23 protein-coding genes, 2 tRNA genes and 1 pseudogene (1 of these 26 only partly in view) are annotated in these 20,275 nt (G+C 55.4%); 10 read left to right on the top strand and 16 right to left on the bottom strand.

What is annotated here, in order from left to right:
* Together M6F29_RS06720 and M6F29_RS06715 are read left to right on the top strand one after the other, a co-directional pair.
* Positions 1-306, top strand: a 306-nt coding sequence (locus M6F29_RS06720; RefSeq protein ID WP_298158056.1) for an ExbD/TolR family protein, incomplete at its 5' end; no start/stop codon positions are given.
* Positions 306-971: an energy transducer TonB gene (locus M6F29_RS06715; RefSeq protein WP_298158055.1), complete on the top strand. Its 666-nt coding sequence runs from the start codon at positions 306-308 to the stop codon at positions 969-971. The genes M6F29_RS06720 and M6F29_RS06715, both read left to right, overlap by 1 nt.
* Before the next feature lie 30 nt (positions 972-1,001).
* Here the strand turns inward: M6F29_RS06715 and M6F29_RS06710 are convergent, their stop codons facing one another.
* Genes M6F29_RS06710 through lexA form a run of 3 tightly spaced genes read right to left on the bottom strand, consistent with a single transcriptional unit; the run spans position 1,002 to position 3,257 of the window.
* Positions 1,002-2,072: an SLC13 family permease gene (locus M6F29_RS06710; protein WP_298158054.1), complete on the bottom strand. Its 1,071-nt coding sequence runs from the start codon at positions 2,070-2,072 to the stop codon at positions 1,002-1,004.
* A gap of 11 nt (positions 2,073-2,083) precedes the next feature.
* Positions 2,084-2,623 (bottom strand): hypothetical protein, encoded by a 540-nt coding sequence (locus tag M6F29_RS06705; RefSeq protein ID WP_297479904.1) that lies wholly within the window; start codon positions 2,621-2,623, stop codon positions 2,084-2,086.
* 31 nt (positions 2,624-2,654) lie between these two features.
* A complete protein-coding gene (lexA, locus tag M6F29_RS06700) occupies positions 2,655-3,257 on the bottom strand; it encodes a transcriptional repressor LexA (RefSeq protein WP_298158053.1) in 603 nt (200 codons plus the stop codon).
* A 102-nt stretch (positions 3,258-3,359) separates the two neighbouring features.
* On the opposite strand from lexA, the gene ygiD reads away from it, so the two are divergent.
* On the top strand, positions 3,360-4,154 hold the full coding sequence (gene ygiD / locus M6F29_RS06695; RefSeq protein WP_297454027.1) for a 4,5-DOPA-extradiol-dioxygenase: 795 nt from the start codon (positions 3,360-3,362) through the stop codon (positions 4,152-4,154).
* Here the strand turns inward: ygiD and msrA are convergent.
* Positions 4,143-5,363, bottom strand: coding sequence for a peptide-methionine (S)-S-oxide reductase MsrA (gene msrA, locus M6F29_RS06690; protein ID WP_298158052.1), 1,221 nt, complete (start codon positions 5,361-5,363; stop codon positions 4,143-4,145). The genes ygiD and msrA overlap by 12 nt on opposite strands.
* A 223-nt stretch (positions 5,364-5,586) precedes the next feature.
* On the opposite strand from msrA, the gene M6F29_RS06685 reads away from it, so the two are divergent.
* A tRNA-Leu gene (locus M6F29_RS06685) sits at positions 5,587-5,674 on the top strand.
* Positions 5,675-5,726: 52 nt separating this feature from the next.
* Here M6F29_RS06685 and M6F29_RS06680 read toward each other — a convergent pair.
* Positions 5,727-5,927 carry a DUF2905 domain-containing protein gene (locus M6F29_RS06680; protein WP_298158051.1) on the bottom strand — a complete coding sequence of 67 codons (201 nt, stop codon included), beginning with the start codon at positions 5,925-5,927 and terminating at the stop codon, positions 5,727-5,729.
* Positions 5,928-5,943: 16 nt separating this feature from the next.
* Positions 5,944-6,804 carry a slipin family protein gene (locus tag M6F29_RS06675; protein WP_298158050.1) on the bottom strand — a complete coding sequence of 287 codons (861 nt, stop codon included), beginning with the start codon at positions 6,802-6,804 and terminating at the stop codon, positions 5,944-5,946.
* Positions 6,805-7,019: 215 nt separating this feature from the next.
* On the opposite strand from M6F29_RS06675, the gene M6F29_RS06670 reads away from it, so the two are divergent.
* Genes M6F29_RS06670 through M6F29_RS06660 form a run of 3 tightly spaced genes read left to right on the top strand, consistent with a single transcriptional unit; the run spans position 7,020 to position 11,483 of the window.
* Entirely contained in the window at positions 7,020-7,256 is a 237-nt protein-coding gene (locus tag M6F29_RS06670; RefSeq protein WP_298158049.1) for a hypothetical protein, read from the top strand.
* A gap of 52 nt (positions 7,257-7,308) precedes the next feature.
* On the top strand, positions 7,309-8,343 hold the full coding sequence (locus tag M6F29_RS06665; RefSeq protein ID WP_298158048.1) for a cytochrome-c peroxidase: 1,035 nt from the start codon (positions 7,309-7,311) through the stop codon (positions 8,341-8,343).
* Positions 8,344-8,378: 35 nt separating this feature from the next.
* A complete protein-coding gene (locus tag M6F29_RS06660; RefSeq protein WP_298158047.1) occupies positions 8,379-11,483 on the top strand; it encodes an EAL domain-containing protein in 3,105 nt (1,034 codons plus the stop codon).
* A gap of 131 nt (positions 11,484-11,614) precedes the next feature.
* On the opposite strand, the pseudogene M6F29_RS06655 reads toward M6F29_RS06660, so the two are convergent.
* Both M6F29_RS06655 and M6F29_RS06650 read right to left on the bottom strand, forming a co-directional pair.
* Positions 11,615-12,021 (bottom strand): annotated as a pseudogene (locus M6F29_RS06655) (type II toxin-antitoxin system MqsA family antitoxin).
* Between the two features lie 64 nt (positions 12,022-12,085).
* Positions 12,086-13,087: a zinc-dependent alcohol dehydrogenase family protein gene (locus tag M6F29_RS06650; RefSeq protein WP_298158046.1), complete on the bottom strand. Its 1,002-nt coding sequence runs from the start codon at positions 13,085-13,087 to the stop codon at positions 12,086-12,088.
* Between the two features lie 101 nt (positions 13,088-13,188).
* On the opposite strand from M6F29_RS06650, the gene M6F29_RS06645 reads away from it, so the two are divergent.
* Genes M6F29_RS06645 through M6F29_RS06635 form a run of 3 tightly spaced genes read left to right on the top strand, consistent with a single transcriptional unit; the run spans position 13,189 to position 14,728 of the window.
* Entirely contained in the window at positions 13,189-14,130 is a 942-nt protein-coding gene (locus M6F29_RS06645) for an AraC family transcriptional regulator (protein WP_298158045.1), read from the top strand.
* Between the two features lie 53 nt (positions 14,131-14,183).
* Positions 14,184-14,453, top strand: a complete 270-nt coding sequence (locus tag M6F29_RS06640; protein WP_297484340.1) for a CopG family ribbon-helix-helix protein — start codon at positions 14,184-14,186, stop codon at positions 14,451-14,453.
* Positions 14,453-14,728: a type II toxin-antitoxin system RelE/ParE family toxin gene (locus M6F29_RS06635; protein ID WP_297484338.1), complete on the top strand. Its 276-nt coding sequence runs from the start codon at positions 14,453-14,455 to the stop codon at positions 14,726-14,728. The genes M6F29_RS06640 and M6F29_RS06635 overlap by 1 nt, the downstream gene beginning before the upstream one ends.
* A gap of 20 nt (positions 14,729-14,748) precedes the next feature.
* On the opposite strand, the gene M6F29_RS06630 is transcribed toward M6F29_RS06635, so the two are convergent.
* From M6F29_RS06630 to M6F29_RS06595, 8 genes are all read right to left on the bottom strand, one after another.
* Positions 14,749-15,360, bottom strand: a complete 612-nt coding sequence (locus tag M6F29_RS06630; protein ID WP_297484336.1) for a cysteine hydrolase family protein — start codon at positions 15,358-15,360, stop codon at positions 14,749-14,751.
* A 74-nt stretch (positions 15,361-15,434) separates the two neighbouring features.
* On the bottom strand, positions 15,435-15,791 hold the full coding sequence (locus tag M6F29_RS06625) for a nuclear transport factor 2 family protein (RefSeq protein ID WP_298158044.1): 357 nt from the start codon (positions 15,789-15,791) through the stop codon (positions 15,435-15,437).
* A 44-nt stretch (positions 15,792-15,835) separates the two neighbouring features.
* Complete coding sequence (locus M6F29_RS06620) at positions 15,836-16,483, bottom strand: transglutaminase-like domain-containing protein (protein WP_298158043.1); 648 nt, start codon at positions 16,481-16,483, stop codon at positions 15,836-15,838.
* 212 nt (positions 16,484-16,695) lie between these two features.
* A tRNA-Ser gene (locus M6F29_RS06615) sits at positions 16,696-16,785 on the bottom strand.
* Between the two features lie 46 nt (positions 16,786-16,831).
* The gene (locus M6F29_RS06610) at positions 16,832-17,467 is read right to left on the bottom strand and encodes a GntR family transcriptional regulator (protein WP_297455670.1); all 636 of its coding nucleotides are present in this window, start codon (positions 17,465-17,467) and stop codon (positions 16,832-16,834) included.
* Entirely contained in the window at positions 17,467-18,927 is a 1,461-nt protein-coding gene (locus M6F29_RS06605) for an efflux transporter outer membrane subunit (protein ID WP_298158042.1), read from the bottom strand. Before M6F29_RS06605 ends, M6F29_RS06610 begins: the two co-directional genes overlap by 1 nt.
* Complete coding sequence (locus M6F29_RS06600) at positions 18,924-20,063, bottom strand: efflux RND transporter periplasmic adaptor subunit (protein WP_298158041.1); 1,140 nt, start codon at positions 20,061-20,063, stop codon at positions 18,924-18,926. The genes M6F29_RS06605 and M6F29_RS06600 overlap by 4 nt, the downstream gene beginning before the upstream one ends.
* A protein-coding gene (locus M6F29_RS06595) for an efflux RND transporter permease subunit (protein WP_298158040.1) crosses the window boundary here: on the bottom strand, positions 20,060-20,275 show its 3' portion. 3,018 nt of this gene lie beyond the right edge of the window; 216 of the gene's 3,234 nt are visible here — the last part of the coding sequence; its start codon lies off the right edge, out of view — the gene reads right to left on this strand; the stop codon is at positions 20,060-20,062. The genes M6F29_RS06600 and M6F29_RS06595 overlap by 4 nt, the downstream gene beginning before the upstream one ends.

Below are 20,275 nucleotides of genomic sequence, written 5' to 3'. Positions count from 1 at the left end.
CACATGATTCCCTCCACCGGTGTAGCATCCAAAATGCCCAGGAGTTCCACGACGACGGCTCTGGAGCCGCCCAAGGTGCTGGTGAGCGTGGATGACGAGGGGGATATCAGCGTGGACGGTCAGAAGTTGACGGCCGAAGCGCTGACGATGCGCCTCAAGGCACAGGGAGATCCGGACAAGGTGGTGGTGACCATTGCGGGTGAGAAGACCACTTCGCTCCAGTCCATGATGAAGGTGATGGATGCCTGTCGGCAGGCCGGAGTCACCCAGATCGGTCTGGCTGCACGCCAGATGGAGCACCGGTAATGAGTCTTCTGCGTGCATTCATCCTGGCATCCCTTCTCGAAGGACTGATGATACTGGCTTTTTTTTACGGCCTCAGGCGCGAGGTCGAGAAGGTGGAAAAGCCCTTGGTCACCATGATTCAACTGACCCAGGCCCCGGAGGCGCCCAAGACGGTGCCCCCGCCCCCCACGCCCAAGCCACCGCCCCGCAGGCCGGAAGTCCACCGCACGGTGGCGCACCAGGAACCCACGCCGGTTCCTGTGCCCACTCCCGCCCCTGCGCCGCCCCCGGTTGCGCCGGCACCCGTGACTCCGGCGCCGGTGACTCCGACACCGCCCCAGAAAGTGGCCGAGGCTGCCCCGGCACCGCCTCAGCATTTGCGCCCTGCCGACATTTCCCTCACTTTTGCCGACCAGATACGTTCAGCGGTACAAGGAGCTGTCGTCTTCCCCATGGCGGCGCGGGCTGCCCATCTGTCCGGGCAGACCAAGGTGACCTTTGATTACAAGGACGGTCTGGTATCGGGGGCTGGCGTGCTGACCTCGAGCGGGAACCGGATTCTGGACAAGGCGGCACTGGCGGCGGTTCATGCGGCGCATTTCCCGGCAGCCACTGCCGAGTATGCGGGAAGAATCCTGACCTTCGAGATCTGGGTAAAATTTTTGGGCGTGGACGAACACGAATGAGGACACCGACCGCCTCACCCTTATGACTCGTTACAGGAACAGAACGCCCGTCGCCGCCGCAAACAGGAGAAAGGGGAAAGACAGGGCATGAAACTCGCGCCAGATTTGACGATCCCCAGCCATTCGCAAAGCGATCAGATTGGCCATCGAACCGACAAACAGTCCGAACCCTCCCGCATTAACCCCATAGGCCAGGGTTTTGAGGGAGTCTGTCTCCGGGGCCATAAAGAGGGTTGCAGGCACATTACTCATCCCTTGAGACAAGATGATTCCCCATAAAAACAGGGCAATATGAGAAGACCCCTGCCCCAAGCCCGGCAACCGATGCGGATTGAAAAAGGAACTCAGGAGCCCGACATCGACGAAAAATAACGTGAATGTCACCAATAAACCCCAGTCGAGAAAACGCAACAGGAGCGGACGAAAAACCCCCAATCCGAGCGCCAGTACCAACGCCCAGGCAGGATGTCCGGTTTCCACCAAGCCCAGAAAAGGGAGGTAAAGCCCCAGGCTAACCCAGAAAACCCCCCGTAACACCGGGATGGTGTTGTCCTCAAGATGAAGTACGATGGGGCGTCGGGAACTGCCCAACTCCACCAGCAGTGCCAGTCCCGCCAGGAGAACCAGTCCCCAGGGAGCCATCATTTCAATGAACCCCAGGAAGGATGAGTGGCTCAATTGCCAGAGATAGATATTCTGGGGGTTCCCGATGGGGGAGAGAAGGGAGCCCACATTCACCCCCAATGCCTCGAAGACGATCAACCGACGCCAGGAGACCGGGGCCAGTTGTCGCAACGCCAAGGTGAGCGGAACCACGACGAACAGTGCAATATCGTTGGTCAAAAAAGTGGAAAGGATGATGGAGGCCCAGGTCAACCATCGTGCCAGGGATCGTTCGCTGTGAACTCGGTCCAGCAGATGTCGCCCCAACCTTGGCAAAATCCTGCTCTGCTCAATTCCTTGCGTCAGAAGCATCAGTCCACCCAGAACCTCCAGAGTCGGAAGGTGAATGCGGTGCACCGCCTCTGCCCAGGCATCGGGATGAAGAAACCCCATCAAAACCCCGAGGACGATCAGGAGTTGGAGCAAGGGGTCCTTCATCCAGAGAAAACTCACAGATATTTTTGACGCGTCAGCGACTGGATCGGCCCTCTCAGAGAGGGGAAGTACCCCATCGAAGGCAGGGCGGGTAAGGCCCGCGGCAGAGCATCGGAAACGAATTGTCCACAAAAACACTGTGTTCTCTGCGCCAATCTGTCCAACTTCTGTTCTTCGTAGGAATCCAGGGAGGAATGCCAGAACAAAAGGGCACCCGCCAAAGGATGGTTCAGCGCCTGTAGCAAGGCCCAGTGTTTGGCCTCATGAGACTTGACCGGAACATTGACCACGCGCCGGTCCGACAACATAGGGTAGAAACGCAACAGAACCTCTTCCTCGAAGGGCGAGTCCACCAAAAAAACCCATTGATGCCGCGCCAGGCACTGTTGTATCAAGGAAACACAGGATTCCAGTTCCGTTACACTGCCCGTCGTGGGCAACAGGTGTAACCCCCCCGATTTCTCCAGGAACCTCCTATGCCCTTCCCCTGCCCGAGTTTCTGCACGGGGTTCATGTTTCACCCGGTATCCAAAGTTTTCCAGCACGGTCCACATGATGACTTCTCTCCTCGATCAACGGTATGCTTCAGTTGCGAATCAACCCAACCATCACGCCCTCGATATGCAGGGCTTGTTTTTTCAGGTTCACTTCAATGACCGGAAAGTCGGGGTTTTCCGGGCGCAATTCCACTCGTTCACCCTGCCGATAAAATCTTTTGATCGTCACTTCATCCTCCAATCGTGCCACCACGATCTGTCCATTCTGTACGATGAGGGTGTGATGGACCGCGACCAGATCCCCTTCCAGAATACCCGCATTGCGCATGCTTTCGCCTTGAACCCGCAGCAGGTAATGCGCTACGGGCTGAAATAGCCCCGGGGCGACTGGCTCATAGGATTCGATGTGCGCCACAGCCAGTATGGGCTGTCCTGCTGCCACCTTGCCGATCAGTGGCAACCCACTGGCTTCCTTGGGGTCTTCGACCAACCGGATCCCCCGTGAAACCCCCTGCACCAGTTCGATCGCCCCCTTGCGCTCCAGCGCCCGCAAATGCGTTTCCGCCGCATTGGGTGAACGAAACCCCATGGCAGCACAGAGTGCAAGACGGGTTGGCGGAATGCCGTGATCCACCATATACTGGCGTATCCAGAGAAGGATTTCCTGTTGACGTAATGTAAGTTCCTGCATGGGGCGGCACCCTGTTCGAAGCAAGTAACTGTAATTATATACAGTTAAGGAAGTTATGCAACTCGAAGTTTCGTTCCAGACTATTTTCGCGGGTGATACCTCATGCCAATCGCTGAATTACCACATCCTGCTCTCTTTCTTGGTCACGGCAATCCCATGCATGCCTTGGGTCACGACTCCATTACCGATCAGTGGCGCGCCTTGGGCAATCAATTACCCCGCCCGCAGGGAATCGTGGTATTTTCCGCCCACTGGGGCCTCAAACAGTGTGCCGTCACGGCCATGGACCGGCCCCGCACGATTCATGACTTTGGCGGTTTCCCGCGTGCCCTCTACCAGATCCAATATCCCTGTCCGGGCAGTCCGCAACTGGCCAACCGTGTCCGCACACTTTTATCTCCCTGGACGGTCCACACGGATCACGAATGGGGATTGGACCATGGAGCCTGGTCTCTTCTCTTGCACCTGTATCCAGACGCAGATATTCCCGTCATTCAAGTGGCGCTCGATCTGGGTCAATCCCCCGACTTTCATTACGATCTGGGCAAACGATTGGCCCCCTTGCGCCAGGAAGGCGTTCTTCTGCTGGGAAGCGGCAATATCGTTCATCATCTTGGGGCCGCAATGTGGGAAGAAATGTCTCCCCCTCACTCCTGGGCCGAAAGTTTTGATGACTGGGTCGTGGAGCGCATTCGGACACATGATCATAAATCTTTACTCGCGTGGAATCGGTGGCCAGCAGAAGGCCACCTGGCCGTCCCCACCCCGGAACACTTTTTACCCCTGCTCCCCGTTCTGGGCTCGTTTCAGCCCACGGATCAAGTTTCTTTCCCTGTCCGCCAGATCGAAATGGCGTCTATCAGCATGACCGGCGTCCTTCTTGCGTCAACTGAATGACGAATCAGGAATGAAACGTAGTACTGCACTGTTGATGCAGTAGCGCTTGCCTGTGGGAGGAGGACCGTCATCGAAAACATGCCCGAGGTGAATTCCGGAACTGGCACTCAATACCTCGATACGATGCATGCCGTGGCTGTCATCCTCGCGCAGGATCAGGGCACCGGGCACCGGGTCAAAGAAGCTGGGCCATCCGGTATGGCTGACAAACTTGGCATCGCTCCGGAACAAGGGTTGACCGGTGAGGGGGTCCACATAGGTACCCGGGGCAGGGTTATCAAGGAGGGATCCCGTGAATGCAGGTTCTGTTCCCCCTTCAAAGGCAATGCCCTGTTGCTCCGGGGTCAATGTCAAATGGCCCAACCAATTCCAGAATGCGTGCTGATCCCCATTGAACCCCGTGAACCGGCTGATTTCCTGACCATCCCGAAACAATACGCTGGTGGGACTGGCCCACACGGCACTTTTGAGGTGCCAGCCCGCCGGGGCCTGAACGGACAGCGTACGCGTCACCGGAACGGCGGATTTCCAGTGTTTCAGTACCTGAGCCTCGAACTGTCGACAGTGATCGCAATCCAACCTTTCAAAGACGACCAATTGCGTCGCCGCCAGTGTTTTTCCCTCAAGAGGGGAAACCGGGTGACTTTGTGACTGCTCCGGTGGCTGTCCGGGGAAAAACACCCCGGTTCCACCCAACCCACAATAACCCTCAGGGTGTTTCTGAAGATAGCGTTGATGGTATTCCTCTGCCCGGTAAAAACGCCCTAAAGGGGCCAATTCGGTTGTCATGGCCGGATATCCTGCAGCAGTCAGGGCAGACTGATAGGTCGTCATCACGGATAACGCTTCATTTCGCTGATCGGGATGGGTATAAAAAATGACGCTCCGGTAGTTGGGACCCACATCATTCCCCTGCCGATTTCCCTGAGTCGGGTCATGATTCTCAAAGAAGGCGATCAGAATCTGTCGAGTGGAAATGAGCCGGGGATCGTAATCCACTTCCACCACCTCGGCATGGACCTGATTCATTCCTTCTCTGGCTTCCTTCAGCACCGTTTGATAGGTGGGGTTTGCGGTTTCTCCCCCCGCGTATCCCACCTCGGTCCGGACCACGCCCGGAAGCGCAGCCAGACGCTTTTCTGCCCCCCAGAAACAGCCCATCCCCAATACCAGCCGGGAAAGATGGGGAGAAACCGGATTCAGACTCATTAATGACCTCCATAGATGACAGAGAGAACCGGCGAAACACGATCATCCCCTCCTGTGCATTGTAGCCGAGTTCACGGTCCGAACCCTGCTCTTGCCTCGGCCTCCCATGCCTGGCCACGACGATCCATGAAAAAAATCCCTCTGCGCCTGCCGCCGCCGTCACGCCATCCGGTGCTGCAGCCACACGCAGGTTCCCTACCGCAATCTGTTAGAATACGCAGTCGCCCGGATGGTGGAACTGGTAGACACAAGGGACTTAAAATCCCTCGGCCATTGCGGCTGTGCCGGTTCGATTCCGGCTCCGGGCACCAAAAAAATGGCTTTTGGATAAAACCGTTGGCCATTTTTCCTCATAATCCAGATTCATTTTCTGAAGATCCAGAAAACCAGCGACAAGACCAGAGAAACGATGATGCTGGTAGTGACCGGAAAGTAAAAACTGATTCCTTTACGCTCGATATGGATGTCGCCCGGAAGGGAACCCATGCCCAGTCTGGACAGCCAAGGCCAGGTTACGCCGACCAGGATGAAGATGATGCCGACAATGACAAGCCACTTGGCCATATCTCCCCCTCCGGATTCACGAATCGCCCCCCACGGGTGTTCCCTTGCCCACGGATGCAAGCACTTGTGCCGCCGCAGAAGGATTCAGGCTGTCGACCATCGAACTCGGGATCAGGATCGTGACTCCCCGTTCCTTCGTGGTCTCGTAAATGATATTCATGGCCCGAAGTTGAAGTGCACCGGGATGTCCCGCGTAAATATCTGCGGCCTCGACAAACTTTCCCGCTATTGCGGCTTCGGCCGATCCAAGAATCACGCGCGCCTGCTTCTCGCGCTCCGCCTGTGCCTGACGGGACATGGCATCCTGAAGAGCTACTGGAATGGCCACGTCGCGAATTTCCACCGAACTTACCGATATACCCCATAAGGCGGTTTTTTTGCCGATCTCTTCTTTCAATTGCTCGTCGGCTTCCTTGCGGTCGGACAACAGTGCCGTCAACATCGAAGAACCGATCATCTCGCGCAGCGAGGTTTGGGCAACCCGGTCGATGGCCTCACGATAATTGGTGATGGCCAGCGCGGCTTTTTCGGCATCGTGCACATGCCAGAAAATGATCGCATCGACATTGACCGGGACGGTATCCCTGGTGAGTGCCTGCTCGGCATTGAAGGCTGTGGTCTGAATCCGTTCGTCGATCACCGCAACCACATTGTCCAGGATCGGAATAATGGCGAACAGGCCCGGCCCCTTGACGCTTTGTAACTTTCCCATCCTCAGGATGACAAACTTTTGCCAGGTATTGGCCATCTTCAGTGACAACGCAGTGACGACTGCGGCGCCAAAAAAAACCAGCGCAAGATAGGGGCTTTCCCACCGACCAATGACAAGGCCCATGAGAATCAGGACGGAAACCAGGAAGGACGTGATCGGGTTCATGTTCATTATTCCTCCTGTTCAGTGACAGCCGTTGGATCGTTCCGTGCTACCGGCTACTGTAACATCCCCCTCCTGATCAAAACATCAGGACAGAGCGTCCTCAATCAATGGTGATTATCACCTTTTCTTGGAATGGTTGGATAAAGAATTCAAAAAGTTCGCTTCAGGGACGGGGCTGATATAATCGGCCTAATTTGTTTCGGGAGAACGGTCGCGTGTCAGGGAAACGCCTGTTGATCATCGGATTGGGTCTCGCCTATCTGGTTGCGGGGTTCTGGGTGACGACAGATTCCTCGTCCCGTCTCGCCCTTGCCTTTGGCCGGACACGGAACACCGATCCCGCTGGCGCCTTATGCACCCGTCTGGCACGGCTTCTGCACCCAGGATTCCTGACCCCAGCCCTGGTACGCCACACCCGGCAGAACCATCAGCAGGCTTCCGCGCCTCGATGAGCGGGGTGAAACCACCCTTGCCATCCGAAGGTTCCGAGTAACGATGGGACACATGGATATCTCACCCCCGACTTCTCCCCTGTGGATCAAGGTAGTACTTGGTGCCGTGCTCCTCACTTGTCTTTACGCATGGGAATTTTGGCCATCAAAATTACCTTCCGTACCGCCCTCCCCTCACTACTCGGTTCTCACGAACTCGAGGGAACCGATCACCCCACTGCCTCTCGAACCACCCGACCTCGATCAGGGAAAGGTCGCGCTTGGCAAAAAACTGTTCAATGAACTCAAACTGTCCCATGACAACACGATTGCCTGTGCAAGTTGTCATCAACTGGATCATGGTGGGGTCGACGCAAAGAAATATTCACAGGGAATTTATGGTCAACTCGGGAACATCAATGCCCCGACGGTTTACAACAGTGGGTCTAATTTCCGCCAGTTCTGGAATGGTCGCGCAGCAACCCTGGAACAGCAGGTCGACGGCCCGGTCAACAACCCGGTGGAAATGGGGTCCAACTGGACCGAAGTCATCTCCAAACTTCAAAAGGATCCGTCCTACGCGATCAAATTCGCCAGCATTTACCCGGACGGAATCACAGCGGAAAATATCAGGGACGCCATTGCCACATTCGAACGTTCCCTCATCACCCCAAATTCCCGTTTCGACAAATTCCTGAGGGGAGACACGAAGGCGATCACCCCCAAAGAGTTTGCCGGATATCAACTCTTCAAAGGTTACGGCTGCATTTCCTGTCATCAGGGAAGCAACATCGGCGGAAACCTTTACGAGAAACTTGGCATCATGCGCCCCTATTTCAGGGAAAACAGGCCGCTTACCGAAGCCGACATGGGTCGGTATGCCATTACCAGAAACCTCGAGGACATGCATGTGTTCAAGGTGCCCGGCCTGCGCAATATCGCGCTCACCGCCCCCTATCTGCACGATGGTTCCGTACCAACCCTCGAACAGGTCGTCAGGATCATGGGAGAACATCAACTGGGAGTCGATTTGCCCACCGAAGATATTTCAGAAATCGTCGCTTTTCTGAAAACCCTGACCGGTGAATATGGTGGCAAGCCCTTATGAAACCGGGACGATTCAGCCCAAGGCAGGCTTCGATCGTGTTCGCAAGCACCGTCTTCCTGGTTTTTCTGTTCCTCAATGCAAGGGTGATCGATCCTTTTCAGCACCAGCGGACCCTGGAGGACCTCGACGAAATTTCCACCCTGGATTCACAAATCGACGAGCAGGTCATAAAACTCCGATACCGGCTTCTGAACAATTACGATGGACTCGTCGCTGCGGAAAACAACCTCAAGTTACGCCGGAATGATCTGAAAAAAAACAAACTCTTCCAGCAGGAGGATCAACGGATCAGGCAGGCAGTTCGCCAATGGGAACAGGCCATGACCCGCAAGGAGGCATTGATCGAGCGATTCAAATCGCACAATGCCATTCTTAACAATTCGCTGTCTTATTTCCCCAGAACCATAGAGGAAGCGGTTCGCCTTGCTCCCTCCGGGCTTAAAGAAGACCTGCAGACCTTGCTGCGGGATGTACTCATGGTCCACGCAGGCGCAGACGGTGGTGACGCAGTGGCGTCCGAGATCAAGCGCCTGGAGGCAGCATCCTACCCCCCTGAATTGCGCAGGATCATGGAGCATGCCCTCCAGCATGCAACCTACATTCTCGAATATGAAAAAGAACTCGACAGTCTCATCCCGAAAATCACCTCGGGAGAAACCCATCTGCTCGATGAAAATCTGACCACCACCTATGAGCAGTCTTTCGACCACGCCCTGAAGATCGCCAACTATTATCGGTTTCTTCTTTTCCTGTCGGCACTCTGGCTACTTTCCTACGCCATTTATTCATTCTTTCGTCTGAAGGAAAACTCGAGGAGATTGTATGCAGACATCATCGAACGCATGATACTGGAGGCCCGCAACGAACGCCTGACGAAACTCTACAAGGCGCTCAGCGAGATCAATCAGGCCATCGTGCGAATGGATGATGAAACCTCCCTGTTTCCGCTGGTGTGCAGGATGTCGGTGGATTTTGGCGGCATGAAGATGGCCTGGATCGGGCGGTTGAATGAGGACAAGGGCCTGATCGAACCCGTCGCGAATTGTGGGGAACCCCGGCACCTGGACTGTCTCCTGATTTCCTCGAGCGGAGGCATGGCCGGAGAGTGCGAAAGAACCAATGCGGCATTCCGCGAGAATCGCAACGTGATCACCCATCGTTTCGAAAGCGATGAAATCGAGGCATCGAGACGCGAGTGGGCTTCGCGCCACGGCTTCGGATCAAGCGGTGTTTTCCCGATTTCGCGAGCGGGAAAGCCTTTTGCCCTACTTTCCGTTTACCACGCCTATCCGGATGCATTTGACGATGAAATGATTGGACTGTTGAGCGAAATGTCACGGGACATCTCGTTTGCGCTGGACAACTTTGACCGGGAAAGCGAGCGCAAGCGCATCGAACAGGACCTGCGAATTGCAGCCACAGCCTTCGAGACGCAGGAGGGTATCGTGATCACCGATCGGAACAGCCGCATCCTCCGGGTTAACCGCGCCTTCACGAACCTGACAGGTTATAGTGCCGCCGAGGCGATAGGCCGGACGCCCGCCATACTCAAATCCGGGCGACAGGATGATGTCTTTTACCGCAATTTATGGGAGACTCTCGTTCGCGACAAATACTGGCAGGGAGAACTCTGGAACCGGCGCAAGAATGGTGAGGCTTACCCGGAATGGCTAACGATCACCGCCGTTACCAATGAAGAGGGGCAAGTGACCCACTATGTCGGGGCATTTTCCGATATTTCGATACGCAAGGCGGCGGACGACAAAATACATCAACTTGCCTTCCATGATCCGCTCACCAACCTGCCCAACCGAAGTTTGTTGCGTGAACGTCTGCTGCAGGCCATGGCGTCCAGCGCGCGCAGCCAGCACCGAGGAGCCCTGCTGTTCATCGATCTGGACAATTTCAAAACACTGAACGATACTCGCGGGCACGATGTGGGAGACCTGCTGCTGATCGAGATCAGCAAACGGCTCCAGAACTGCGTGCGCGACATCGACACGGTCGCCCGCCTGGGTGGCGACGAGTTCATCGTCATGTTGGAGGACCTGAGCGAGGATGACCAACAGGCAGCAGCAGTCGCCAGGGATATCGGAGAGAAGATTCTCGCAGCCATCAACCGCCCCTTCGATCTACTAGGGTCTGAATATCATGGGTCATCCAGCATCGGCATCAGCCTGTTCTGTGGTGAGGGTATCGGCATGTATGATCTGCTCAAGCATGCCGATACCGCCATGTACCAGGCCAAGTCTGCCGGACATAACGCCTTGCGTTTTTTCGATCCCGCCACGCAGGCGCAACTGGAGATGCGCGCTGCCCTGGTCGACGACCTGCGCCAGGCGCTGCCGCTCGGCCAACTCGAACTCTACTTCCAGATACAGGTCGATGATCAGAGGGCTGTGGGTGCAGAGGCTTTTCTACGCTGGCAACATCCCGCACGGGGCATGATTCTGCCCATGGAATTCATTCCCCTCGCCGAAGAAACAGGCCTTATCGTACCCATCGGCGCCTGGATACTGCACATGGCCTGCGAACAACTCAAAACATGGCAGACCGATCCGCAGACACGTCATTTGCACCTTGCCATCAATATCAGCGCCCGGCAGTTTCGTCAGCCAGACTTTGTTGCACAGGTGCTCGAAGTACTGAAAAAAACCGGTCTCGACCCGCTCGATCCTGGGCTCGAACTTGAATTGACCGAATCTCTGGTGTTGCATGATATCGATGACAGCATCAAGAAAATGCAATTACTACGCACCGCCGGCATTCATTTCTCTCTGGATGATTTCGGCACCGGACAATCCTCCCTGTCCTATCTCAAACGTCTGCCCCTGAACCAGATCAAGATCGATCAGAGTTTTGTGCGCGACGTTGCCACCGATCCGAATGATGCCGTGATCATCCGGACCATCATCGGGATGGCTGAGAATCTTGGACTCAAGGTCATGGCCGAAGGAGTGGAGACGGAGCAGCAACGTGATTTTCTTGAGCGCAACGGCTGTCACGCACATCAGGGGCACCTGTTCGCCAAGCCCGTGCCGATAGAGGAATTCCGGGATTCGTTGGCCCAACTGCCGAACTGGCGGGAGGGAGGGATTCGAACCCTCGATAGGCATATACCTACGCCTGATTTCGAGTAAGCAATGCAATCTATGCATACATTGATAATCAATAAGTTATAACTTGCCCCACGCGCAAGAATCGCGTCAAATGACCCTGTTTGGCCAAAAATTCCCCCTTCGGGATTTCCGAATTTTTCCCGCCCACGGATTCATGCCGGGGAGGATGTCAACTCATCGAGTAGGTCGGGGTGACGATCAAGCAACTTGAACAACTTGACCAAGGCCAACGGGGGCTTGGTCTTGCCGTTCTCATATCGCGAGAAGGCATGATGCCGCCGCCGAAGATTTCGGCAGCCTCGCGCTGGTCAAGATTGAGTTTCTTGCGCACTCTCGTGATGAAACCCGGATCAACGATGGCCGCGTTCACCTGCTTTGAGAAGGCGCGCATTTCACGCATGACGCGGTTCGATTCCGCCGCGTCCAAGACCGTCTCGGCGCAGACCAGGCAGAAGTCGCCCGTCACCGCCGCAATGACGGTAGTTTCACCCTTGTAAGTATAGGGTAGGTCGCGGGTGTCATGGATTAGTTCCGCCGCGCCGCAAACAGGACATTTCATGTTCATAACTCCTTGAAAGACACGATCAGCACGTCATCAATGAGTGTCAGGAGCCCAATAACCCTCAATGGGCAATCACGACCTTGCCGAAATGTTTGCGGTCATCGAAATACTGCCATGCTTCCTTTGCATCCATGAACGGAAATACGTGATCAATCACTGGCCTCAACTTGTGCTGTGTAATGGCGCGATTCATGTTCTCAAAATCATCCCGACTACCTACGGCTATTCTTCGAAGAGAGACGCCTCCCATAAACAGGTTCATGAAATCGATTGCATCTGAACTGCTGGCCAGAAAACCGATCAGCACGACCTCCCCGCCGATGGCGCATGATTTTATTGATTTTTGAAGCGTGCCCGGACCACCAACTTCAACAACCCGGTCCACCCCTTGTCCGTTGGTGAGCCTGCGAACTTCACCGTCCCAATCCGGCGTTGTCATGTAATTGATCACATCATCGGCACCCAGGCTTTTCAGTTTTACCATTTTTTCCATGGAGGATGTGGTGGCAATGACCCGGGCACCCAGCAGTTTTGCTAGTTGCACCGCAAACAGCGACACGCCACCGCTGCCCTGCGTCAGAATGGTATCTCCCGCAGTGATACCGGCCAATGCCGACCATGCTGTGACGGCCGCGCAAGGTAGCGTAGCGGCTTCTTCGAATGACAGATGGGCTGGAATAGACACCAAGGCTTCCTCGTTGACAACCTTATATTCGGTCAGCCAGCCGTCGCTGTTGCTGCCATATTGTTCACTGATGAAAGATAACTGGTAGCGGCCACCGAACCAGCGTGGGAAAACCGTATTGGCAACCCGGCTGCCAACTTCAAAGCGCTCTGCGCCATCACCCAACTCAACCACTTCTCCGGCACCGTCAGAGAGCGGGATGTGACCGGGTGCGCATGACATCGGGTAATTACCGTGAAGAATCGCCAGATCACGGTAATTGAGCGAACTGGCACGTACCCGCACGAGTACTTCATGGCGCCCAGGCTTAGGGGGTTCCTCGTCGTGCAACACGAGGTCTTCAATGGTTTTGAACTGTTCAAGGCGATAGGCACGCATGTTGATTTTCCTGGTGTGATGGGGAGTCATCAAGATACCGCTGTTTTTATGTACGATAAATACCTTATAATCCTATTTTATTATCCGATCGTCTGAATTCCATGGATCCAATCGAGGATGTTTTTTCTGCTATGCGCATCGAAAGCGCTCTCTACGCCCGACTCGAAGCGAAGGCGCCATGGGGGATCTCGTTCCTAAACGGACCACATATCCGGTTTTGCCTCGTCCTGCGCGGCAATTGCTGGTTGACGGCGGAAGGGCTGGAAAAACCTTTGGAATTGAACGAAAACGATTGCTTCATCGTACGTTCCGATGTCCGATTTGCCCTGCGCGATGACCTGCAAAGCCCTGTGAAATCCTGCACAGAAATCTTTGGTGAAGGTTCTGGCGATACGATTACTTTCGGCGGAGACGGCATGCCGACCGACATTGTCGCTGGCCGCTTTGCTTTCAATATCACAGGTGGCGAGCCGCTTATTTCAGTGTTGCCGCCGGTTGTTCGTGCGGACATGGGAGGCACACGCGCTCATCTGCTTCACGCCACGCTGCAGTTGATCAAGATGGAAACTTTAGAACAGGGAATGGGCGCCAGATTAGTAGTCAATCGCTTGGCAGATGTTCTGTTCATGCAGGCGGTGCGAGCCCATTTCAATTCCTGCCTGAAAGGCACGACCGGCTGGATTGCCGGATTATCAGACCGTCGCCTTGGTGCGGCGATTTGCGCAATGCATGGCAATCTGGAGAAGGCATGGACAGTGGAGTCCCTGGCGGCTTCAGCCGGAATGTCCCGCTCGGCTTTTGCCCAACATTTCAAGGGAATCGTCGGTATTCCACCGCTCGACCATCTGACGAACTGGCGCATGTACCGGGCTCGGTGCCTGCTGGGTAACAGCGATCTGGCACTGACCAGAATCGCCGAACAGGTGGGTTACGAAACGGATGGCGCGTTCAATAGGGCTTTCAAGCGCGTGGTGGGCATGACTCCGGGCGAATACCGCCGCAGACAATCGGCCGACAAAATTAATCAGGGTCATCTTGCTTAAATCATATCTAATCACTATGATGATACTTGACCAATTGCAAGATGGGAAAAACCATGGCACATACAGATACCAAAGTCCTCACTGCACACGTGCCGCTCCTGCTGGCCGAGAAAGTAGATCGGCTGGCCACTCGTCTCGAACGCTCACGTGGCTGGATCGTCAAGCAAGCATTAACGGCCTGGATCGACATGGAAGAGGAACGCACCCGTCTGACCCGCGAGGCGTTGGACGATGTAGACACCGCACGTGTCATTGATCACCGGGACGTGGAGGCGTGGGCCAATAGCCTCAGTACTGCTCAACCGCTGCCGACACCCCGTTGATGGAACTGAAGTGGACGAGCAAAGGGCTATCTGATTTGGCGCGGCTGTATGATTTCTTGGCGCCAGTGAATAAACCGGCTGCTACGCGCGTGGTACAGGCACTCGTAGCGGCGCCAGCCAGTCTGCTGGTAAATCCGTGTATCGGCGAAAAGTTGGAAGAATTCGAGCCGCGCGAGGTACGCCGGATTCTCGTCGGAAAGTATGAGATGCGGTACGAAATTCAGGAATCCACGATCTACATACTGCGGCTGTGGCACACCCGCGAGGATCGGTAGCAATGCCCACCGAATGTGGTTTATGAGGAAAGACGCTTATCAGCGACGACACGAACCATACCTGCTGGGTTGGACGATTCCTTAAACTCATCGAAAGAAATACACCGGATACCGATGTTCTCCATGTCACGGATATTTGATTCGGCCACGGTTAATGCAGATGCCGAGGTCGCGTCCGTGATTACAGTGGTAGGGTAGCCATACGAGAGCGCATCGAACGCAGTCGCCCTGATGCAGTTTGGGTATTGCGTGCCGCAGACCACAGCACTATCGACACCTAATCTTCTTAAGATCAATTCCAACTCCGTGCCAAAAAATGCAGAAAAACGGGGCTTCACCACGCGATATTCCCCTGCTATTGGAGAGAGCGCATCAATAATTTCCACCCCTTTTGTTCCTGGAACAGCATAAGGCGGTCCAGCGAGAAACGCTTCCCTTCGTGAAATCTCGATATCACTTCCGTCGGCTCGATACTCGCGCACAATATGAAAAACCGGATAACACTTTGCCCGGAACCACTCCAGCACCTCTTTGATTCGAGGGACGGTAGCAAGCGCACCATGAATCACGGCTGGAGCACCCGGCAAAACGAAATCATTCTGCATATCGATTATGAGAAGAGCAGGTTTCATTTTTTTCCTGATTTTTGAATTTACCAGCCTGATGAGTGGCCTTTCGCGCAAGTTCAGTGTGCAATGATAACTTGTCAGGCCTCGTAGTGTGCATATGCCTTCGTTACCTTGCCATCCTGATTGAAGTGAAATACCTCCGCAGATAGACCACTGACCCCTTTGTAGTAAAGGGTGATACTGTTCACGCCGATCAGTTGGGTAATGAGCTCAAAATGAAGGCTTGGAAACAGTTCAAGCGCCTTGGCCCAGTATGCCCCGATCTTTTCCTTTCCTTTGAGCGTCCCTGATGCTTCTCCGGTTACTTTGATGATGATGGGTGATGACATTTCAAAATCATCGGTGTAATGCGAAAGAATTCGATCAAGGTTATGACTGTTCCATGAATCAATCCAGTCGGCCGCAAAATGCTCAGAGAAAATTTGTACGGACATGATTTCCCCTCATGGTTACTGATGGTTGATTGTGCATATTCGACTTATTCGATGCGTGTTGTCGCCAGATCAGTCACACATTCGCCATGGATTGGTGGGCAGGCATCAATGGGATTCTGCCGGTAAGAGGATATGCTCTGCAACTTTTCCATGGAAGCAATCAGATCTGGCCATGGCTGCGCCCAGACATCTGGATAGGTCTGCTCGCCAGCATAACTGGTCAAATAGGCCAGATTTTCTTGTCCCGGCGTAAACTCACAGCGGATACCAGGTTTGCTATTGCCGCGAGCATCACAACGATACCAGCCCCAGTCGTCCAACCAGACAGCCGTGAAGCCATGTGTACAATAGGGAGGATTGGGGCCATCCAGTGTTAATCGCTGATAGCAGAATCCTGACGGGATGTTATTGGCACGCCACAAGGCTACCAGCAGATGACTTTTTGCAGTGCATAGGCCAGTGCCTTTCTTAAGCACATCCGAAGCCACATAGGTCACTTCTTTCCGACAAAAATCCATGCTGTGCTCAATATGATCACGGACCCATTCAAAGCAGCGCTTGGCGGTTGTCTCTGGATTTTCCGAAGACAGGCTGACGGCCAGATTGCGGATATCGACATGACCATAATCTACGATGGGACTTTCCATCAGAAACGGTTGCGATGGCAGGGTATCGAATGCTGTGCGTTTCATGGCGTTCTGGTCCAAACCGCATGGAAAGCACAATTATCAAGCCATGCACCGTGATAAGCAACCGCTGATACTAACCATCATGGTTGCCATCACCTCCGAAGATGAAAGAGACTTTGGGGAGGAAGGTGGCGTGAGGATAAAAAACCCCATTCGCCATTTTGGGAAGACGGGATTTTCAAAAAGAAGAACTAGCCTGAAACCCCCGCGGTTATTGGCGGAGAGGGAGGGATTCGAACCCTCGGTAGGCATATACCTACGCCTGATTTCGAGTCAGGTACATTCGACCACTCTGCCACCTCTCCAGACCGCGATTATAAGATAAAAACCTCCGTCCGGTGGCAGAACCTTTCAGCGCGGCAGTTTGGCCAGCAGGGATTCCATGAAAGTGCGCAGCAGTCTTCCTGCCGAAGCCCCTTCCCCTTTTTCAAGAGCCGCCAGAATGGGATCGTGGTCGGCAGCACAGGAAGCCAATTCAGCGGACAGGTGCTGCGCCACAAAAGGCAAGCGTGCTCGTGTCTGGACGTTTTCCCATATTTCCAGAAACAAGTGATTGCCAGATTGAACCACGATGCTTCGATGGAAATTGAATGCATGGCGACTGTAGCGGGCCACGTCACGGTCTCGGGCCGCCTCGTGCAGTGCCGCCAGGTCGGCGCGCAGGGAATCCAATACAGCAGGAGGGCAGGGAACGGCCAGTTCTGCCGAACGCTGTTCCAGGATGGCTCGCAGAGCATAGGCTTCGGCCATTTCCACCGGATTGGGGGAACGAACGCGGGTCCCCTTGTAACGCAGCGAATCCACCGCACCCATCACTTCCAATTCACGCAAAGCCTCGCGAACGGGACTCTGGCTGACCTGGAATTCCGCTGCCAGATCCAGTTCCACAAAACGATGTCCTGGCGCGTAGGTTCCCTCTAGAATACGTTCCAGCAAGCGATCGCGAATCTGGTCACGCATGCAACGGCGCAGCAGGGGCTGAGGCATCAGGAGGGTGCTCCCGCAGGGGAATGGGGCTTTGCCGCAGCGGAAGAATCCGAATCCGACCACCCGCCACCCAGTGCCTTGACCAGAACGATACTGCTCGCCAAGGCCCGCAAACGCAACTGGGTCGCTCCGGTCAAGGCCAGGGCCGCAGTCCGCTCAGCCTGCAACACATCGAAGCGATTGGCCAACCCTCCTTCAAAGCGCAGACGAGCCTGTTCCAGAGCCAGCTGTGCTGCCTTGCTGGCTCCACGCGCAGCCTCTGCCTCCTCTTCCAGTTCACGCAAAGCCGCCAATTGATCCTCCACCTCACGCCAGGCCTCCAGAACGGTATTTCGATAGTTGGCCACGCTTTCCTCCCACTGGGCCCGTGCCAGGTCATTGGCCGCCGCAATCTGCCCCCCGTTGAACAGGGGCAACGACAGGGTGGGGCCAAAAGACCATAAACGGTTGGGAGCCACCATCAAAGGCCCATAACCCGTGTTGCCATAGCCCGAATACGCCGTCAAATTAAAAACAGGAAACCATGCGGCCTTGGCCACCCCGATGTTGGCGTTGGCAGCTTTTACCTTTTCCTCGGCACTGACCACATCAGGACGTCGTTCCAGCAGGATCGAAGGCATTCCTGGAACGGGATGCAGGGGGGTGGGTAGTTCGGCTGCCACCGAGGCGATGTGGAACTCTTCGGGATTGCTCCCCACCAGTAACGCCAGGGCATGTTCCATGCGTTCACGCTGCAGGCGCAGTTCGTTGAGTTGCTGGCGCGCCACCTGCCAGTTCAGATCGGCCTGTGCCTGATCCGGAATGGCGGCTTCGGCCCCAGTCACCAGAACGGCCGTCAGCGTACGGTTATCCGCCCAACTGTTCACCAGTTTTTCCGTCTCGGACAATTCCACATCGAGCGCACGCAGCGATTCATAATCCAGTGCGATCTCGGCCTCCGTGGACAGAGCCAGGGTGGCCAGATCGTCGGCACTGGCGCGGGCCTGGGCGTCGGCAGCATGGGCAGCATTACGCAATGCCCCCCAGATGTCCAGTTCGTAATTCAGATCCAGTTGCACCTGATTGGTCTGGAATGCAGGATAGTTTTGTACGGGAAAGATCATGGTATGTTCGGAAATTTTGGTCTTCTGGTGAGTCGCCGAAGCTCCGATCACAGGCCAGAGGTTGGCCCATTGCTCCCGCGCCAACGAACGGCCCTGATCCAGGCGTGCCAGGGCCGCCAATAAATTCTGGTTGGCCACCAGACCCGAATGCTCCAGATCATCCAATACCGGATCATGAAAGGCTTTCCACCAGGTTCGGGCGGTCTCCGCCGTGGGTTTGAAAGGCACCCAATGCCCCTCCTCCGCCGTTTTCTCCCGATACTGGGCTGCCGTGGGCAAGTCAGGGCGGGTATAGGTAGGCGCAAAGGAACAGCCTGACACCCCAAGGAACAGACCTGCAATCAGAACCTTTTTCATGGCACTTTCCTGAGTGCACCAACTTCATGAACGATAACGGTCACGCCCTCGGCCAGCGAATCGGGAGGACTCACCACAACCCGATCCGAGGGACTGATCCCTGACAGAATTTCGATGCGCTCACCCAGATCCCGTCCCACAATCACGGGTTTCAGGGAGACCACCTGGTGTTCGTTCACCACGGCGACAGAGGTCCCACTGGCACGAAATACCAGAGTATTGGCTGGCAAGGTTACCGATTGCTGCGCTGCGTGGCGAGGAAAATGCACTTCGATGTAACTGCCCGGCAACAATATTCCGCCCTCCAGGTTCAGTTCCACCAACTCCGTGTGATTGACGGGATCGATGGCCTGGGCATGGCGAACCAGTTGAGCGCTCCAGGTACGCCCCGGAAAAGCACGCGGCTCGATACGGACCACTCCACCTGCCGGAAGAGAGGAAACCTCGTCTTCGGGAACCGGGATGTAGGCTCGCAGACGATGGGTATCCGCCAGATGGAACAGTTCTGTCGCCTTTCCATTGGCCGACCCGCTATCGATCATGGTTCCTACATCCACGTTGCGTGCCGTGATGATCCCGTCCACCGGAGCGACGATCTTCCGAAAACGATCCAGCGCATGCAGCCGCTCCAGGTTGGCCCGTGCCGCATCCAGTGCCGTCTTCCTGGCTTCCGCATCCAGACGTTTATTGTCTGCATCCTGGGGCGATACGGTTTTGGTTGGCAGAAGGGCCGCATACCGTTGCGCCGTCACACGCGCCAGTTCCTCATTGGCCTCTGCCGTCCGCATCTCGGCCTCGGCCTGTGCCTCCTGTGCGTCGATGTCCGGGGTACTGATCTCGGCGATTTCTTGTCCGGCCCTGACCTTCTGCCCGATGTCCACCGCCCAGTGTTTGAGATACCCCGAGGTATGGGCATAAATCGGGGTTTCCGTCCAGGCCTGCAACTGCCCGGGAAGAATCAGATCGGGCACATGGCTTTCCGGCAGGGCATGGGTCACCTCCACCTGCCACTGAGCATCTGCCACCGAATTCTGGGCCAGGGCATTCTGAGCATGCAGACGGCTCGTGATACCCCAAGCCGCAACCCCCAGTGCCGCCAGAAAAACCAACCCACCGAAGAAACGAGAGGAAATCATGACATAGTCCTTGAGGAAACCGAGCGTCGGGAACGAATCAAACTGAACAATACGGGTACGAGAAACAGGGTCGCCACAGTGGCAAACAACAAGCCTCCGATGACGGCACGACCCAGGGGCGCATTCTGCTCTCCACCCTCCCCCAGCCCCAGAGCCATGGGCAGCATGCCAATGACCATGGCCAGAGCCGTCATCAGCACCGGACGCAAGCG

It is taken from the genome of Ferrovum sp. (genome assembly GCF_027317285.1).
GTDB lineage: Bacteria > Pseudomonadota > Gammaproteobacteria > Burkholderiales > Ferrovaceae > Ferrovum.
Note: the sequence above shows the minus strand (reverse complement) of the source record. Positions and strands in the feature narration are given on the sequence as shown.

Excerpts from the sequence above, each read along its gene's own strand:
- M6F29_RS06715 (WP_298158055.1), top strand. The coding sequence starts at position 306 with ATGAGTCTTCTGCGTGCATTCATCCTGGCATCCCTTCTCGAAGGACTG.
- M6F29_RS06710 (WP_298158054.1), bottom strand. The coding sequence starts at position 2,072 with ATGAAGGACCCCTTGCTCCAACTCCTGATCGTCCTCGGGGTTTTGATG.
- M6F29_RS06705 (WP_297479904.1), bottom strand. The coding sequence starts at position 2,623 with ATGTGGACCGTGCTGGAAAACTTTGGATACCGGGTGAAACATGAACCC.
- lexA (WP_298158053.1), bottom strand. The coding sequence starts at position 3,257 with ATGCAGGAACTTACATTACGTCAACAGGAAATCCTTCTCTGGATACGC.
- ygiD (WP_297454027.1), top strand. The coding sequence starts at position 3,360 with ATGCCAATCGCTGAATTACCACATCCTGCTCTCTTTCTTGGTCACGGC.
- msrA (WP_298158052.1), bottom strand. The coding sequence starts at position 5,363 with ATGAGTCTGAATCCGGTTTCTCCCCATCTTTCCCGGCTGGTATTGGGG.
- M6F29_RS06680 (WP_298158051.1), bottom strand. The coding sequence starts at position 5,927 with ATGGCCAAGTGGCTTGTCATTGTCGGCATCATCTTCATCCTGGTCGGC.
- M6F29_RS06675 (WP_298158050.1), bottom strand. The coding sequence starts at position 6,804 with ATGAACCCGATCACGTCCTTCCTGGTTTCCGTCCTGATTCTCATGGGC.
- M6F29_RS06665 (WP_298158048.1), top strand. The coding sequence starts at position 7,309 with ATGGATATCTCACCCCCGACTTCTCCCCTGTGGATCAAGGTAGTACTT.
- M6F29_RS06650 (WP_298158046.1), bottom strand. The coding sequence starts at position 13,087 with ATGCGTGCCTATCGCCTTGAACAGTTCAAAACCATTGAAGACCTCGTG.
- M6F29_RS06645 (WP_298158045.1), top strand. The coding sequence starts at position 13,189 with ATGGATCCAATCGAGGATGTTTTTTCTGCTATGCGCATCGAAAGCGCT.
- M6F29_RS06640 (WP_297484340.1), top strand. The coding sequence starts at position 14,184 with ATGGCACATACAGATACCAAAGTCCTCACTGCACACGTGCCGCTCCTG.
- M6F29_RS06635 (WP_297484338.1), top strand. The coding sequence starts at position 14,453 with ATGGAACTGAAGTGGACGAGCAAAGGGCTATCTGATTTGGCGCGGCTG.
- M6F29_RS06630 (WP_297484336.1), bottom strand. The coding sequence starts at position 15,360 with ATGAAACCTGCTCTTCTCATAATCGATATGCAGAATGATTTCGTTTTG.
- M6F29_RS06625 (WP_298158044.1), bottom strand. The coding sequence starts at position 15,791 with ATGTCCGTACAAATTTTCTCTGAGCATTTTGCGGCCGACTGGATTGAT.
- M6F29_RS06620 (WP_298158043.1), bottom strand. The coding sequence starts at position 16,483 with ATGAAACGCACAGCATTCGATACCCTGCCATCGCAACCGTTTCTGATG.
- M6F29_RS06610 (WP_297455670.1), bottom strand. The coding sequence starts at position 17,467 with ATGCCTCAGCCCCTGCTGCGCCGTTGCATGCGTGACCAGATTCGCGAT.
- M6F29_RS06605 (WP_298158042.1), bottom strand. The coding sequence starts at position 18,927 with ATGAAAAAGGTTCTGATTGCAGGTCTGTTCCTTGGGGTGTCAGGCTGT.
- M6F29_RS06600 (WP_298158041.1), bottom strand. The coding sequence starts at position 20,063 with ATGATTTCCTCTCGTTTCTTCGGTGGGTTGGTTTTTCTGGCGGCACTG.